Below are 16,165 nucleotides of genomic sequence, written 5' to 3' on the forward strand. Positions count from 1 at the left end.
ATAGAGAATTATGTCGTCAACAACAACCTTATCGTTTAAGCATGTGAGTTACCTGTGGGATGAAGCTAAAGCAGCTGAACTGGCGGGAGACGAAGTAGCGTTGCTCGTGTACAGGTCAAACCTGTTAGGGGCTGATCTGAGGCTTACCAATTATGGTGGTGGTAATACTTCCTGCAAGGCAATGGCAAAAGACCCGTTGACCGGTGAGGAAACAGAAGTAATGTGGGTAAAAGGTAGCGGTGGCGACCTGGCCAGTATGAAACGTAATGGCCTGGCAGCATTGTATGTAAACCGTTTACGCAGCCTGAAAAATATTTACCGTGGTATTGAGCATGAAGATGAAATGGTGGAACTGTTCAACCATTGTATTTATGACCTGGCTTCCAAAGCCCCGTCTATTGATACACCTTTACATGGCTTTTTACCCTTTAAACATATTGACCACTTACACCCGGATGCAGCCATAGCTATTGCAGCTGCAAAAGATGGTAAGAAAATTACCCAGGAACTATTCAGCGGTACTATTGGCTGGGTAGAGTGGCAAAAACCCGGCTTTGATCTGGGTTTGCAGTTAAAGCAATGCCTGGATGAAAACCCCGGCATCCGTGGTATTATGCTGGGATCGCATGGTTTATTTACCTGGGGCGATACAGCTTACGAAAGTTATATCAATACCCTGGAAGTAATTGAACGTTGTGCAGAATACCTGGCTGATAATGTAGGCAAGACCAAACCTGTATTTGGCGGTGAAAAAATACAATCCTTAGCTAAAGAAGAAAGACTGCAGAAAGCCGCTGCTTTGGCGCCGGTATTAAGAGGCTTTTGCTCGGGCGCTGATATTGCAGCAACAGAAGGTAAGGGCGTAAGTAAAACCATGGTAGGTCACTTTACCGATGACGACAGGGTGTTACAATTTATTAACTCCAATGACCTGGACAGGCTGGCTCCATTAGGCACCAGTTGTCCCGATCACTTCTTGCGCACCAAGATCAGCCCGCTGGTGTTGAACCTGGGCAAAGAAGAGGACCTGTCTGATGTAGCGGCCGTAAAAGAAAAATTAGCGCCATTATTTGTTGCTTACCGCAACATGTATACTGAATATTACGAAACCTGTAAACACCCTAACAGCCCGGCTATACGCGATGCTAACCCCGTGGTGATCTTATACCCCGGTGTGGGCATGTTTACTTTTGCCAAGGATAAACAAACAGCACGGGTGGCTGCCGAGTTTTATATTAATGCTATTAACGTAATGCGTGGTGCCGAAGCAGTGTCTGAATACACCTCGCTGCCCCGCCAGGAAGCTTTTAATATTGAATACTGGTTATTGGAGGAAGCCAAACTGCAGCGTATGCCCAAGCCAAAAGCATTGAGCGGTAAAATTGCATTGGTTACCGGAAGCGCCGGTGGTATTGGTATGTCTATTGCCAAAAAATTTGCCGATGAAGGCGCTTGTGTAATTATCAATGATAATGATGCGGGACGTTTGGAAACTGCAAAAGCCACTTTTACCAAAGAGTATGGTAAAGATGTGTTTGATACGGCTATACTGGATGTAACCAAACAGGACGATATTAAGAAAGCATTTGACGTTGCCGCCTTGTCATTTGGCGGAGTGGATATTGTGGTGAATTGCGCCGGCCTATCCATTTCAAAACCTATTGAGGAGCATACGGCTGCTGATTGGGATCTGTTATATGATGTACTGGTAAAAGGACAGTTCCTGGTAACACAGGCCGGTGTGGAAGTATTACGTAAGCAGGCAACCGGTGGTGATGTATTGAATATTGTAAGTAAAAATGCCCTGGTTAGCGGACCTAATAACGCCGGTTACGGTTCGGCAAAAGCGGCCCAGTTACATTTAAGCCGTTTAAATGCAGCGGAATTAGGTAAGGATAAGATACGGGTGAATACCGTAAATCCTGATGCCGTTATCGGTAACAGTAAAATATGGGAAGGTGCATGGGCCGAAGGCCGTGCAAAAGCCTATGGCATTAAAGTAGAAGAGCTGCCGGCCTTCTATGCCAAAAGAACATTGTTGAATGAAATTATTCATGCGGAAGATATCGCCAATGCCTGCTTTGCATTTGTTGGTGGTTTGTTACACAAATCAACAGGTAATGTATTAAATGTTGATGGTGGTGTGGCAACGGCATTTGTCAGATAAGTTTTGTTTTTCACTAGCAAGCATCGTGGGTTGATGATTGTCTAATCTGTCAACCCATTTTTTTTATTTTGTCAGCAGCATCACTATGGGCATCGTCCCTTGCGTCGCACACTTCAGCAGTAATAACACGAATGGGCAAGGTGCAAGTGGCCTATATTTGTACAGGTAAATTTGTGCTGCCGTTTTATTAACTATTTAAAGCAATTTCATAATGATATTGGATAAGAATATAATTGCCGGTCATAACGAAAAAGAATTAGCTAAACACCAGCAACAGTTTAACTTCCTGTCGGAACAAACCGGCCAGGCAGCCGCTATACTGGAAAAATTAAAGGCATTCCAGGTGGCTATTCCTTCCTGGGCATTAGGTACCGGTGGTACAAGGTTCGGACGTTTTGCCGGAGCCGGTGAGCCCGCCACCCTGGAGCAAAAAATTGAAGATGTTGGTTTATTACATGCGCTGAACCAGAGCAGTGGCGCTATATCCCTGCATATTCCCTGGGACATTCCTACCAACGCAACAGCCATAAAAGAACTGGCGGCACAACATGGTCTGCAGTTTGATGCCATGAACTCCAATACTTTCCAGGATCAGCCTAACCAGGCTCATAGTTATAAATTTGGTTCATTACAACATACCGATAAGGCCGTACGTAAACAGGCCATTGAACATAATATTGAAGTGATCAACCACGGTGTGAACCTGGGTTCAAAATCACTGACCGTTTGGTTAAGCGATGGTTCCAGTTTTCCCGGCCAGTTAAACTTCCGTAAAGCCTTTCAGCGTACACTGGAAAGTTTACAGGAAATATATGCGGCATTACCGGCCGATTGGAAAATATTTGTTGAGTACAAAGCCTTTGAACCCAACTTCTATTCCATGACCGTAGGTGATTGGGGCCAGTCTTTATTATTTGCCAACAAGCTGGGCGATAAAGCCTACACTTTAGTAGACTTGGGTCACCATTTACCCAATGCCAATATTGAGCAGATCGTTGCTTTACTGCTGAATGAAGGTAAACTGGGCGGTTTTCATTTTAACGACAGTAAATATGGCGATGATGACCTGACTGTGGGCAGCATCAACCCTTACCAGTTATTCCTGATCTTTAATGAACTGGTAGAAGGCCTGGATGCTAAAGGGTTAAATCATGCAACAGACCTGGGTTGGATGATCGATGCCAGCCACAATATAAAAGATCCGCTGGAAGATCTTTTGCAATCGGTAGAAGCCATACAGGTAGCTTATGCACAATCGTTACTGGTTGACAGGGCCGCACTGGAAGCTGCACAGGGTAACAATGATGTGGCATTGGCACAGGAAATTTTACAACAAGCTTATCGCACCGATGTAAGACCCCTGGTAGCGGAAGCCCGTTTACAATTGGGTGGTGCATTAAGCCCCATCAAATTATTCCGTGAAGGAAAAGTAAGGGCTGCCCTGATCGGCGAAAGAGGGGAGAAGTCGGTGGCAACCGGTTTATAATTGCCGTTCTATCCATACGGTTGGCTATATAACTGTTTATAGTCAACCGTATTATTTAAACAATGTGTGTACCGGCTTTTGTAATTAAGTATTACCTAAACCAATATAGCCGTTATTGTAACGGCCGGATGATATAAAGATGAGTGAACAACAACCTGTAGCAGCGATTTTTGATATTGGAAAAACAAACAAAAAGTTTTTTTTAATTGATGAGTCGTACCATATTGTGTACGAAGTAGCGCAACAGTTTGATGAAGTAACGGATGAGGACGGTGATGCCTGCGAAAACCTGGAAGCGCTCACCAATTGGGTGAACGATACTTTTGAAAAAGCACTGCAATTGCCGGCTTACCAGGTAAAAGCCATTAACTTCTCCACCTATGGCGCCAGCTTTGTTTATATTGACAAAGCCGGGAAACCCTTAACACCTTTATACAATTACTTAAAAAAATACCCCGCACAACTGGCCGAAAAATTATATGCTGCGCATGGAGGCGTTGACCTGTTTAGTAAGGATACCGCTTCCCCCGCTTTGGGCAGTTTAAATTCGGGATTACAGTTATACCGCTTACAGCAACAACAACCTGCCATATTTGCGCAAACGGCTTATGCATTGCATTTGCCCCAGTTCATCAGTTACCTGTTGACCCGAAAAGCGGTGAGCGATATTACAAGTATCGGTTGTCATACCGCATTGTGGAATTTCAAACAGCATCAATACCATAACTGGGTACATACCAGCGGTATGCTTGAAAAGCTTGCGCCTGTTGCAGCTGCAGATGAGGTGCAGGAAATAGAATATAAGGGCCGGCCGATCCATGTAGGTACCGGCTTGCATGATAGTTCTGCCGCACTGATACCTTACCTGCGTAATTTTTCCGATGCTTTTATACTCATCTCCACCGGCACATGGTGTATCAGTCTGAACCCTTTTAATGAAGAGCCTTTAACGGCTGATGAGCTGCAGGCGGACTGTTTATGTTACATGAGTTACCAGAACAAACCGGTGAAGGCTTCCCGTTTATTTGCCGGGCAGGAGCATGAGAACATTACTAAAAAGCTGGCTGCTCATTTTGGAGTGACACATGACTTTTATAAAAATGTGGCTTTTGATTATACAATGGGTAAATGGGCCATGGAAGAATATACTAACGGCAAAAGATTTACCACTGCCGGACTCAATGGCTTTGATACTTATGAAAGGGCCTATCATTTCTTTTTGTACGACCTGGTACAGCAACAAAAAAAATCTACTTCACTTATTTTAGGCGCTAAAAAAACAACCCGTGTATTTGTTGATGGCGGTTTTAGCCGTAATCCCATTTTCATGAACTTTTTAGCATGGGCTTTTCCTGCCATGGAAGTGTATGCGGCCTCTGTTTCGCAGGCTACGGCCATTGGTGCGGCCCTGGCCATTCATGAGCATTGGAGCCGTAAACAAATTGCCGGCGATATGGTGGAAATGAAATTATTTCATATTTAATATATTATAAAATATTTTAATATATTTTTCTGCCTCCTTTTCTCCCTTTTTACTTCAAACTACCTTGCAAAACTGCGGTTATTTTGTTTCATTGTGTGTGTGCAAGGCGTACAACATGAACTTTTTAAAATTTGCCGGAGATTTGTTACCGCCGTCACTCTTACTGGTTTGTTTTCAAGCTGATAAGCCGGGAACGATTGCATAACTTATTTTTAATATTCAGGATGCTTCAGGATGGTTCAGGGTAGCAAAAAACTACTTTTAAGGTGTTAAAATTGTGCTTAGGATTGGTGCCTTTACTATTGAACCGGTAACGAGGGTTCAACATGTTCCAAAATTAATTAAACAGCTTGCCATGCTTCAATTGATCAACTTTACAAACAATCTGTTCAAGGTTGTGTCTTCCCGTCAGATTTTAATCTTCCGTTTTCCTTCATTTGAATGTGCATATGCATTTGCTGTAACAGGTAACAAGCGCTAACTGCTTTTGTTTACCCGCTGATAAATATGTTGTAGTAGTTTAAAAAAATACCTGGCTTGAAAGAAGCCAAAACATAAATAAAATATGAAGAGGTTCTGCTGTTCTCTATTATTGTTTGCTGTAGCATCGGTACTGTTTACTGCCTGCCGTAAAAAAGCATTTGATGAATATTATGGGCGTCCTGATAACCTGGCCGATCCTATTTACCAGCAACTGGTAAGCAGGGGTAATTTTCAGCACCTGGTAAAGCTGATCGATAAATCGGGATATAAACAAACTTTAAGCGGTGCAGGTTACTGGACCTTTTTTGCGCCTAACGATAATGCCTTTCAAACTTTCTTTACTGACAGGGGTATCAGTGGGGTAGAGGCCATTGATTCTTCTACAGCCAGGAATATGATCCAGTTTTTACTGGTGTACAACTCCTACAAAAAAGAAAGACTGGATGATTACCAGGCTACTGCCAGTGCCAATGCAGGCTGGCAGCCTTCTTCGGCCTTTCGCCGCCGTACGGCTTATTATACCGGTTTTTATAAAGATACCGGCATTAACAACCGTACTTTTGTAGCCCTGGCTAATAACCGCAATACTACTGCCGCCAGCATAGGATATGCCCCGGCTGATTATAACAATAAACATATTCCTTACTTCATTGATGACTTCTTTGCGGCACATAACCTGTCTGCTACTGACTATAATTATTTTTATCCCAACAGCACTTATTCAGGTTTTAACGTAGCCCAGGCCAATGTGGTAAATAAAGATATTCCTGCGGAGAATGGTATTATTCATGAAGTAGACAAAGTGATCACTCCGTTATTGAGCATTGATGAATATATCCGTTCCAAACCGGAGTATAGCGTATTCAAAGCCATGCTGAACAGGTTATACCTGAACAATATGGTAACCTTTACCTACAGCCCGGAAGCTACGGCCAGGTACCGCCTGGTATCTAAAACCACTGACTCTGTATTCATTAAAGTGTATTCTAACCTGCTTACCTTTTCTCCTAATAATGAAAATCATCTGAAGCTGGAAGATAATGACGGGCAGAAGGATTGCTGGACCATGTTCATTCCGCGTAATGAAGCGGTATCTAACTATGTGAACACGGTACTGTGCCAGCACTATCCCTCACTGGATGCAATGCCGATACAGATCATCGCTGATTTTTTAAACTCGCATTTATTCCCAACAGCCGTATGGCCTACACAATTTGCCAGCACCCGTAATAATGCCGGTGAGGAAGCAAGGTTTGACCCCGCAACGGATGTATTTGATAAACAGTTTTTAAGTAATGGTATTGTGTATGGGGTGAACAAGGTAATGGAGCCAAATGCTTTCAGAACTGTTTTTGGAAAAGCTTACCTGGATAATAAGTACCAGTTCATGACCAGGATACTGGAAGCTACCGGCTTAAAGATCATGGTATCTCAACCTACTATCCCTGTTACCATGTTCCTGATACCGGATAAAGTATTTGCCGACTCAGGATATAGTTATAACCTCACCAGTAATACCTGGAGCAGAACAACTTCTTCCGGTACCAGCTCCAATGGCGTGTTTGATGCCTTGTCAAGGCTCGTTAGGTCCTGTGTATTCCAGACACCTTACCGCAACATGCTCGATGATCTTTCCGGAACTGGTGTGGTAAAATCGGGTGAGAACGGAACCGAAGGAGAATATATCAGGTTTGACAACTATTCTATACAAACAGGTGGTTTACGTGATTTTGGTAAATGGGCGCATGTAGACAGCAGTGCTACCGCGGTTAACGGTAAAGTATATTACCTCAATAACCTGCCCAGTGCCAGTAGCAACCCTGTGGGCTTCCATATCCGCCAGCTGGGTACACCTGCTACTTCGGAGTATAACTATTTCTGGACCTTACTGAACACATCGAGCGTGTTTACACAAACCACCAATGCGATCGCAGGTATTGTGGGTAGTTTTTATACCATACTCGTACCCAGGAATGCAGCGGTAATGCAGGCGGTAAGAGATGGTGTGATACCCGGTAATGTAACTACGGGTGCCCCTACTTTTAACCCTAGTTCACCGGAAGATAAACTGAAAATAGCCAACTTTATTTTATATCACTTTATTAATAACCGGTCCATTATTCCCGACGGACAGGTGGATGGCGTGGTTGAATCGGTATTGAAGAATGCATTGGGTAACGGTTTAAGACTTACCGTGTATAATGCACCGAACGATATGCAGGTAGTGGATCAGCATAACAGGGTGGCCAATGTGATCACCGCACAAAGTAATATCCTGTCCAACATGGCGGTTATTCACTTGCTGGATAATTATTTAAAGCCTTAACTGTAATTAGTAAAACCTAACAACGATATCTGTAAATTATTTATATAACTGCTGTATGTTTAAGTTTATTTCAAAACGTTTTTTTCTGTTAGTAGGATTGGTAATGGCCCTGCAGTTTGCTGCGATAAGGTCGGTTGCCCAGTCTGCAGTTACGATAACGGGTAAAGTAACAGATAAAAACAATAAACCGCTTGATGGTGTTTCGGTAACGGAGGTGGACAGCGAGAAACGTATCATAAAAGGTGTGAATACCAATGTGGACGGTAACTTTTCTATTACCATTACCAATGTGAACAATACACTTTCTTTTTCGGTAATTGGTCACCAGTCTGTAGAGAACGTAAAAATAGGTACCAAGCGTGTTTTTAATGTTTCACTGGAACAGGGCTCAAAAGATATTGATGAAGTAGTGGTAGTAGGCAGAAGGAGAGTGGATAATGGTATGTTGCCGATCGCTGAGCGCAATATGACAACTGCCGCGGTTAAAATAAATGCAAAAGACCTGGAAGAAATGCAGGCCACTTCTATTGACCAGGCTTTACAGGGACGTATGAGTGGGGTGGATATTGCTGCCAACTCCGGCGACCCCGGTGCCGGTATGCAGATCAGGATCAGGGGTACCTCTTCCATTAACTCCAGCACACAACCGCTGATCGTTGTGGACGGTATGCCTTTTGAAACCCAGATCCCCTCTGACTTTAACTTTGGAACAGCCGATGACCAGGGCTATGCGGCTTTATTAAATATTGCACCTACCGATATTAAGGATATTACCATTTTAAAAGATGCTGCTGCAACAGCTATCTGGGGTTCCAGGGCTGCCAGTGGTGTACTGGTGATCAATACAAAACGCGGTACCCGGGGTAAACCATCTATCGGTTATAACTTCAGGGGAAGTCTTTCTTTAAAAGCAGAACCTATTCCTATGCTTACGGGTGATGAATATTCAACACTGATACCCGAAGCATATATGAACCGTAACGGTGTGCCGCTGAACTCACAATCGGTAAACGAATTTAAATTTGATCCCAATGATCCTTACTGGTATAATAACTACAGCAACAATACCAGCTGGATAGATGCCATTAACCGTAACGGTATTGTACAGGATCACAACGTTTCTATCACCGGTGGTGGTGAAAAAGCAAGATATTATGCTTCCTTCGGCTTTTTGAATAATAAAGGTATCACTGTTGGTACCGATCTTAACAGGATCACCAGCCGTATCAACCTTGACTACAATATTTCTGAACGTATTAAGATCAGGACAGACGTTGCCTTTGCGCATTCTGTTAACAACCGTAACTATACCGACCAGGTAAGAAAGATCGCCTATATCAAAATGCCGAACATGAGCATTTATGAGTATGATGAATTTGGTAATCTTACGCCCAACTACTTTTCCCCGATGCAAAATATCCAGGGGCAGTATTCAGGTACCTATAACCCGGTGGCCATGTCATCGGTGGCAACCAATAATATCTTAACAGAAAGGGTAACACCTAAATTCAATATCCAGTACAGCATTATACCCCGTGTATTAAATGCCACCGTGGATGTGCAGTTCGATATCAGCAATACCAAGAACAAAACCTTCCTGCCGCAGGTAGCCACCGGCCGTCCGTGGACAGAGGCGGTAGTGAACCTGGCTTATGATGGTGATAATGATGGCTTCAACGTACAGACCAAGTCCATGCTGATCTACACACCTGAAATTAAAAACCCAAAACATACTTTTTCCGGTTTACTGAACTGGATGACTTATGATAATAAAAGTATTGCCTTCCAGTCGAGGTTGTCCAATACGGCTTCTTCTAACCTGACAGATCCTTCTAACCCCGGCAGGCCCAATGGCAGCAACTCTAACTTATCGGCCCGTACCGTGCAGACCAGGACCCTGGGTGCAACCCTGAACGGCCAGTATGGTTATGATGACAGGTATATTGTAAGCATCGGTTTAAGGGGTGATGCTACTTCGAGGTTGGCCACAAAAAACCGCTTTGGTATTTTCCCTTCTTTCTCCGGTCGCTGGAGAGCTTCTGCGGAAAAATTCATGTTACCCTGGCAGAAATATATTGATGACCTGAGTTTCAGGGCCAGTTACGGCCAGGTAGGTAATGCGCCTAAAAACGATTATAATTTTTATAATACCTACAGCACTTTTGACTGGGATTATATGGGTCAATCGGCTATCTATCCTTCCAGTATGCAGTTGAACAACCTGCGTTGGGAAACCGTGCATGGTTATAACTTCGGCGCCAACTTATCGATGTTTAAAAACCGTATTGGTGTTGACTTTGAGGTTTACCGTAACAGGACCAAAGATCTTTTCTTCAATGGTTTACAGATCGGTGGTATCAATGGTTTCAATGCCGTGAATATGAATGTGGGTACCATGGATAACCAGGGCTGGGAATTAGCTATTCAAACCACACCCTATAAATCCAAGCTGTGGACGGTTGATGTGAATTTCAATATCTCGAGGAATGTGAATATGATCCGTGAGATATCAGAATACTATCCTATTGAAAGAGGTAATGTTACCGTAAATGGTAATTACTTAACCTACATGCAGGTGAACAATCCTTTCGGCTCTTTCTATGGCTATAAATTCAAAGGCGTATATACAGATAAAGAATCTACCATTGCCCGCGACTCCAAGGGTGACCCGATCATTGGCCCTAACGGCCAGGTAGTGTACATGCGCTTTAACTATCCCGGTACCGATTATGTTTTCCAGCCAGGGGATGCTATGTACGAGGACCTGAATAATGACGGTAATATAAACCATATGGACATTGTGTACCTGGGTAACAGTAACCCCATGTTCACCGGTGGTTTTGGTATCAATGTAAGCTATAAAAATACCTGGAGTTTCAGGACCTTCTTCAACTTCCGTTATGACTATGATATTATCAACGGTACCGAAATGAACGGCACCAATATGTATGGTTACGACAACCAGAGTACAGCCGTATTAAGGCGCTGGAAACAGGAAGGTGATGTAACGGATATTCCCCGTGCCTTATACCAGACCGGGTACAACTGGCTGGGTAGCGACCGTTATGTAGAGGATGGCTCTTTCCTGCGTTTCCGTACAGCGACACTGCGATATAACGTGCCTAAAAAAACAACGGATAAGTGGAAAATGAAAAGCCTGAGTGCCTATATCACTGTTGAAAATATTATGACATTTACCCGTTACAGGGGACAGGACCCGGAAGTAAGTGTACAGGGTAGTGATCCTTTCAGGGTGGCAACAGATAACTCTTTAACGCCGCCGGTGCGAATGATCACCCTGGGTTTAATGACAGCGTTCTAATATTGAAAATTTAAAAACCGAGTTGAAATGTTACTCAACAGACTGAAATATATTATTGTTTTATTTGCGCTTACAGCCTTTTTGGGTTCCTGTAAAAAATGGATGGACCTGAAGCCAAACGACGGCATTATCCGCGAAGACTTCTGGAAGACCAAGGAAGATGTGGAAGCTTCTGTGGTTGGCTGTTATGCGTCTTTATTAGGTTCTCCTTCCGGGGGCGATACGCATGCGCCTGCAGAGCTTTTTTTCCTGTGGGGCGAATTAAGGGCCGATATGCTGGCCTCTTTCCTGGGTACCAGGGATAATGAGTTCGAGATCATGAACGTGAATACAACAGCGGCCAATACCATTACCAACTGGCGTCCCATATACAGGACCATTAACTACTGTAATACCGTATTGCGTTTTGCACCGGCGGTGAGAGGGTTGGATAATACTTTTACCCAGGAGCAACTGGATGCCTGGATGGCGGAGGTGAAGACGCTTCGTGCTTTAATGTATTTCTACCTGGTGAGAAGTTTTAAAGAAGTGCCGCTGAAACTTGATCCGACCACCAGTGACGATGAAATTGTTATGCTGCCAAAGAGTACGGAAGAAGTGGTGATCGCCCAGATATTAAAGGATCTGAGCGAGGCCGAATCAAAAGCAGTACTTACTTATGGTAATAATATTACTGATAAAGGCCGCATTACCCGGTATGCCGTTAATGCTATCCAGGCAGATGTGTTATTATGGAGCAGTAACTATCCTGCTGCCATAGAAGCAGCTAATAAAGTAATCGACTCCCGCAGGTTTGGCCTGGTACAGGGCTCGCTGGGCGGATGGTTTAATTCGTTATATGTAGTAGGTAACTCGGTTGAGTCTATTTTTGAACTACAATTCAATGTGCAAAAATTAAATCCTTTTTACTCCATGTTCGCGGTAGGTAATAAAAGATTTATTGCTGCGCAGAAAGTAATGGATGCGGTGTATACCACGGATGCCAGTTCGGATACCACCCGCGATATACGTGGTGACGGTGCTTCTGTACAGGCTTCTACGAGTACTATCTGGAAATATGTAGGCCGTAACTATGATGACCTGCGGGCACTGGATGAATCCTATGCCAACTGGATATTTTACCGGTATGCAGATGTATTACTCATTAAAGCCGAAGCTTTGGCACAAAGGGCCAATGGCAATGACCTGCAGCAGGCCCTGGATATTGTATACAATGTAAGGACAAGGGCCCGGGCATTACCGGCCACAGATGAAGCGCCGCCCGTAAACGATGCCCATGGTGTATCCATGTTCATCCTGAATGAAAGGTCCAGGGAGTTTATGTACGAAGGAAAACGGTGGTATGACCTGTTGAGAAATGCAAGAAGAAGCGGGAACCTGAGTATTTTAAAGGACCTGGTGGCTTCTACTGTTCCGGCCAATATGGTGGTATCGGCGCAGGCAAAAATGGATGATCCGTACAGTCATTTCTTCCCGATCTACGAATATGAGATCCAGACCAATAAACAATTAATACAAAACCCCTTTTACCGATAATCTAAAACGCTTGTTATGAAAAGATTCACTCCATTTTATGTAGCGGTCTTGCTACTTTCGGTGGCTTTGTTTACAAGTAATTGTAAAAAAGCCAACATCGTATCGGCTACCACCGATGATGTTAACCTGTACCAGTATTTAAAACAAAACGATACCCTGTTCTCCAGCATTGTTAAAATCATTGATAAAGCCGGGTATAATGCTTTTTTAAATGCTTATGGAACCTACACTTTTTTTGCGCCAACCGATGAGGCTGTTAAAACCTATTTAACGGCAACCGGTAAAGGATCTGTAGAGCAACTGACCGATGCGGAGTGTAAAGACTTATTAAAATTCCATTTACTGGAAGAGGAAGTGATCAGCAGTGCCTTTACCGATGGTAAACTTCCGGCCATTACCATGTATGGTCAATACCTGACTACCAGTGTTGAAAACCTGGAGGGTTCATCGTTATATAATATTAACCGCCAGGCTTTGCTGAAAACACCGAATGTAAAAGTGGGGAATGGTGTTATACAGGTGATCAATAATGTGCTGCAACCATCCAGGCAAACTGTGGCCCAGATTGTAGAAGGCAATGCTGACCTGTCAATTTTTACCCAGGCCATGAAAGAAACCGGCTGGTATGATAAATTGAATAAGTTGCCCACCGGTCTTACAGAGGGCTGGTACACGGTGATAGCTGAAAATAACAAAGCCCTGCAGGATGCAGGATACAATAGCTATGCCGATTTAAAAGCACGTTATAATAATACCGGTAATCCTACTACTGTTACCGATAGTTTATACCTCTATGTTGCCTACCATATTCTGCCCGATATCAAATACCTGGCAGATATAGTAATGGCCGGGTCTCATGCAACCATGGCGCCACTGGAAGTAATTACCAATAAAGTGGTGAATAAAGAGGTATTGATTAACGACGATAATTTTAACGGGGTTCATGAGCCAGGTGCACCCATAGCACGTAGCGCCAGCGATTTATCGGCTACCAATGGTGTAGTACATGTAGCTACCGTGCATTTTCCCATGAAGCAACGTTCGCCTTTTCCTGTTTACTGGGATGTGGCCATGTTCCCGGAACTGATGCGTTTGACCAATTTTTATAGAAAGGCCGAATATTATTTTGAATATGGCGATGGTAATACCATACAGGATATTAAATGGGAAAAGGGCCGTTTAAGATACCAGGCAAATAAAAATGGCTTTAATAAAGATTATTTACAACTGTTCTTTAACGCAAGCGGCGGCGGCTCATGGTATGAATTCAAAACCCCCTTACTGGTTAAAGGTCGTTACAAAGTATGGGTATGTTATCGCCAGGAAGGCTCCTGCACCAACCTGGTACAGGCCAGTGTGAATGGAACACCTTTAACAAGTGCCTTAATCCAGTTTTCAACCAAGAATGCAACGGTTGACCTGGCCAGGGATGCTGCACAGGAAGCATTAGGGTGGAAATCATACAAAATTCCTGCTGCAGGCTATGCTGCCGGCCGCATGGTAGGTATTGTTGATATTGCAACTACCGGTCGCCAGACGTTTCGACTTGACCTGGTATCAGGGACCTGCGCTACCAATAATGTGGATATGATACACTTTATTCCTATTACACAAAACCAGATATGGCCCCGTTTCAGTGATGAGGGTACCTATGTGTACGAATAGATATAAAACTAAAAGGTAGTTGCTTAAACAATAGCGACGGCAACTACCTTTTTATAATAATAGTTTAGTTGTTGTATAGGTAGTTTTTAACAGACAACCATAGATCCATAGTTTTTGTTTGATGATACAGGCCTGTTACAATGTGTGTATAATGGCTTAAAATATATTATGATGACACGCTTTAAGTTGAATACTTTTTTTACTGCTGCATTGTTTCTGGCTGTTCTGTTTTTTACAGGTTGTAAAAAATGGGATGATCATATAGCTACCAACGATCCGAAGTCTGATGAAACCCTGGTGCAGGAAATTGCCAAACAAGCCAATCTTTCTGTTTTCCTGGATTATATTAAACGCACAGGCCTGGATGTTTTATTAAACAGTTCAAAAACCTATACGGTATGGGCACCGGATAATACAGCCATGGCTGCTATTCCTGCTACGGTGGTGAACAACAACGATGAGTTGAAAAAATATTTGTCCAACTTTATTGCCGAGCAGTTATTTTTTACGCGTGATGCGGTGGATAGTATCCGGGTGCCGATGCTGAACGGTAAAAGGGTATATTTTTATAATACCAAACTGGACGATGCAACACTGACCTCCAAAGATGTGGCGGTTAAAAACGGTGTACTGCATATTATTAATGCAGTGGTGGCGCCTTTGCCTACCGTATGGGAATACCTGGAGAGTACTAAAACAACTTACCGGCAAAACGAATTTATCAGTTCTCTGTCCTTCCTGCGCCAGGATCCTGCGCTGGCCGAAGTGCAGGGTATTGACCCGTTTACGGGCGAAACCATTTATGTACCGGGTACCGGTATGGTAACGGATAACCGCTTTAAAGATAGAATAGCTGATCTTACAAAGGAAGACAGCGTGTATACCTATTTTATACTGGCCAATCCGGCTTATAACAGTGAGAAGGCAAGGGTAGCGCCTTATTTTAAAAGTGATGAAACGACTATAACAGATACCAATGCTGCCTGGACTGTAGTAAAAGACCTGGTAGTAAGCGGTTATGTTAACCCCGGTAATTTACCGGCAGAAGTAATGGCTACATCCGGTGCAAAACTTCCCCTGAGCCAGGCTGCAATAATAGCTACCCATAAAATGAGTAACGGGATAGTATATATTTTAAATGCCTGCGAACCCGCACTGGAGGAGAAAATAAAACCGGCCGTGGTAGAAGGTGAGCATCCTTACAGCTTCAGTTCTGCCAATGGAAGAAGGTATTACCGTGAGCGCTACAATCCTTTAACAGGATTAAATTTTAACGACCTGTTTATACAAACAACAGGAAGTGCCAATTACATATCCTACCTGTCTAACCAGGTGTATACCATGAAATACAAGGTTTATTGGGTAGCTCTGAATGATTATACGGCTAAAACAGATAACGATAATAACTCGTACGGAAGTTTAACAGCCTTTCAGCAAAAACTGGTAATGGATACCATTACTTCTGCCACTTTTGCTTACAGGAATGTAGAGCCAAATAAATATGAGGAAATATATATCGGCGATTATATAAACGACAAATACGATTATAAGATTCCCTATCTATCCGGATCGGGTAACCAGGTTACACCGGCTACCACAAAAATGTTTTTGGTGGCCAATACAGCTGCTCCTTTTCACCTTAGCCTGGACTATATAAAGCTGGTCCCGGTTTTTGAATAGGAACATACTGTTCAGCA

At 43.4% G+C, this 16,165-nt stretch carries 8 protein-coding genes; all 8 read left to right on the top strand.

All coding sequences use genetic code 11. The features are described 5' to 3' along the window. Positions 1-10 precede the first annotated feature (10 nt). The 8 genes from ACFS6H_RS13705 (at position 11) to ACFS6H_RS13740 (ending at position 16,148) form a co-directional block, all read left to right on the top strand. Positions 11-2,167, top strand: coding sequence for a bifunctional aldolase/short-chain dehydrogenase (locus ACFS6H_RS13705; RefSeq protein ID WP_386099780.1), 2,157 nt, complete (start codon positions 11-13; stop codon positions 2,165-2,167). 211 nt (positions 2,168-2,378) lie between these two features. Continuing rightward, positions 2,379-3,653 (top strand): TIM barrel protein, encoded by a 1,275-nt coding sequence (locus tag ACFS6H_RS13710; protein ID WP_386099783.1) that lies wholly within the window; start codon positions 2,379-2,381, stop codon positions 3,651-3,653. A gap of 139 nt (positions 3,654-3,792) precedes the next feature. After that, positions 3,793-5,136 carry an FGGY-family carbohydrate kinase gene (locus ACFS6H_RS13715; RefSeq protein WP_386099786.1) on the top strand — a complete coding sequence of 448 codons (1,344 nt, stop codon included), beginning with the start codon at positions 3,793-3,795 and terminating at the stop codon, positions 5,134-5,136. Positions 5,137-5,701: 565 nt separating this feature from the next. Continuing rightward, positions 5,702-7,945 carry a fasciclin domain-containing protein gene (locus ACFS6H_RS13720; RefSeq protein WP_386099789.1) on the top strand — a complete coding sequence of 748 codons (2,244 nt, stop codon included), beginning with the start codon at positions 5,702-5,704 and terminating at the stop codon, positions 7,943-7,945. A 55-nt stretch (positions 7,946-8,000) separates the two neighbouring features. Next, positions 8,001-11,267, top strand: a complete 3,267-nt coding sequence (locus ACFS6H_RS13725) for a SusC/RagA family TonB-linked outer membrane protein (RefSeq protein WP_386099792.1) — start codon at positions 8,001-8,003, stop codon at positions 11,265-11,267. Positions 11,268-11,294: 27 nt separating this feature from the next. Next, positions 11,295-12,803, top strand: a complete 1,509-nt coding sequence (locus ACFS6H_RS13730; RefSeq protein WP_386099795.1) for a RagB/SusD family nutrient uptake outer membrane protein — start codon at positions 11,295-11,297, stop codon at positions 12,801-12,803. 15 nt (positions 12,804-12,818) lie between these two features. Next, positions 12,819-14,468: a fasciclin domain-containing protein gene (locus ACFS6H_RS13735; RefSeq protein ID WP_386099798.1), complete on the top strand. Its 1,650-nt coding sequence runs from the start codon at positions 12,819-12,821 to the stop codon at positions 14,466-14,468. Positions 14,469-14,636: 168 nt separating this feature from the next. After that, the gene (locus ACFS6H_RS13740) at positions 14,637-16,148 is read left to right on the top strand and encodes a fasciclin domain-containing protein (protein WP_386099801.1); all 1,512 of its coding nucleotides are present in this window, start codon (positions 14,637-14,639) and stop codon (positions 16,146-16,148) included. Positions 16,149-16,165 lie beyond the last annotated feature (17 nt).

The organism is Terrimonas rubra, from assembly GCF_042686025.1.
GTDB classification, from domain to species: domain Bacteria; phylum Bacteroidota; class Bacteroidia; order Chitinophagales; family Chitinophagaceae; genus Terrimonas; species Terrimonas rubra.

Bases quoted from the DNA above. Each gene is read 5' to 3' on its own strand.
- ACFS6H_RS13705 (WP_386099780.1), top strand. From the start codon at position 11: ATGTCGTCAACAACAACCTTATCGTTTAAGCATGTGAGTTACCTGTGG.
- ACFS6H_RS13720 (WP_386099789.1), top strand. From the start codon at position 5,702: ATGAAGAGGTTCTGCTGTTCTCTATTATTGTTTGCTGTAGCATCGGTA.
- ACFS6H_RS13730 (WP_386099795.1), top strand. From the start codon at position 11,295: ATGTTACTCAACAGACTGAAATATATTATTGTTTTATTTGCGCTTACA.
- ACFS6H_RS13740 (WP_386099801.1), top strand. From the start codon at position 14,637: ATGATGACACGCTTTAAGTTGAATACTTTTTTTACTGCTGCATTGTTT.
- ACFS6H_RS13710 (WP_386099783.1), top strand. From the start codon at position 2,379: ATGATATTGGATAAGAATATAATTGCCGGTCATAACGAAAAAGAATTA.
- ACFS6H_RS13715 (WP_386099786.1), top strand. From the start codon at position 3,793: ATGAGTGAACAACAACCTGTAGCAGCGATTTTTGATATTGGAAAAACA.
- ACFS6H_RS13735 (WP_386099798.1), top strand. From the start codon at position 12,819: ATGAAAAGATTCACTCCATTTTATGTAGCGGTCTTGCTACTTTCGGTG.
- ACFS6H_RS13725 (WP_386099792.1), top strand. From the start codon at position 8,001: ATGTTTAAGTTTATTTCAAAACGTTTTTTTCTGTTAGTAGGATTGGTA.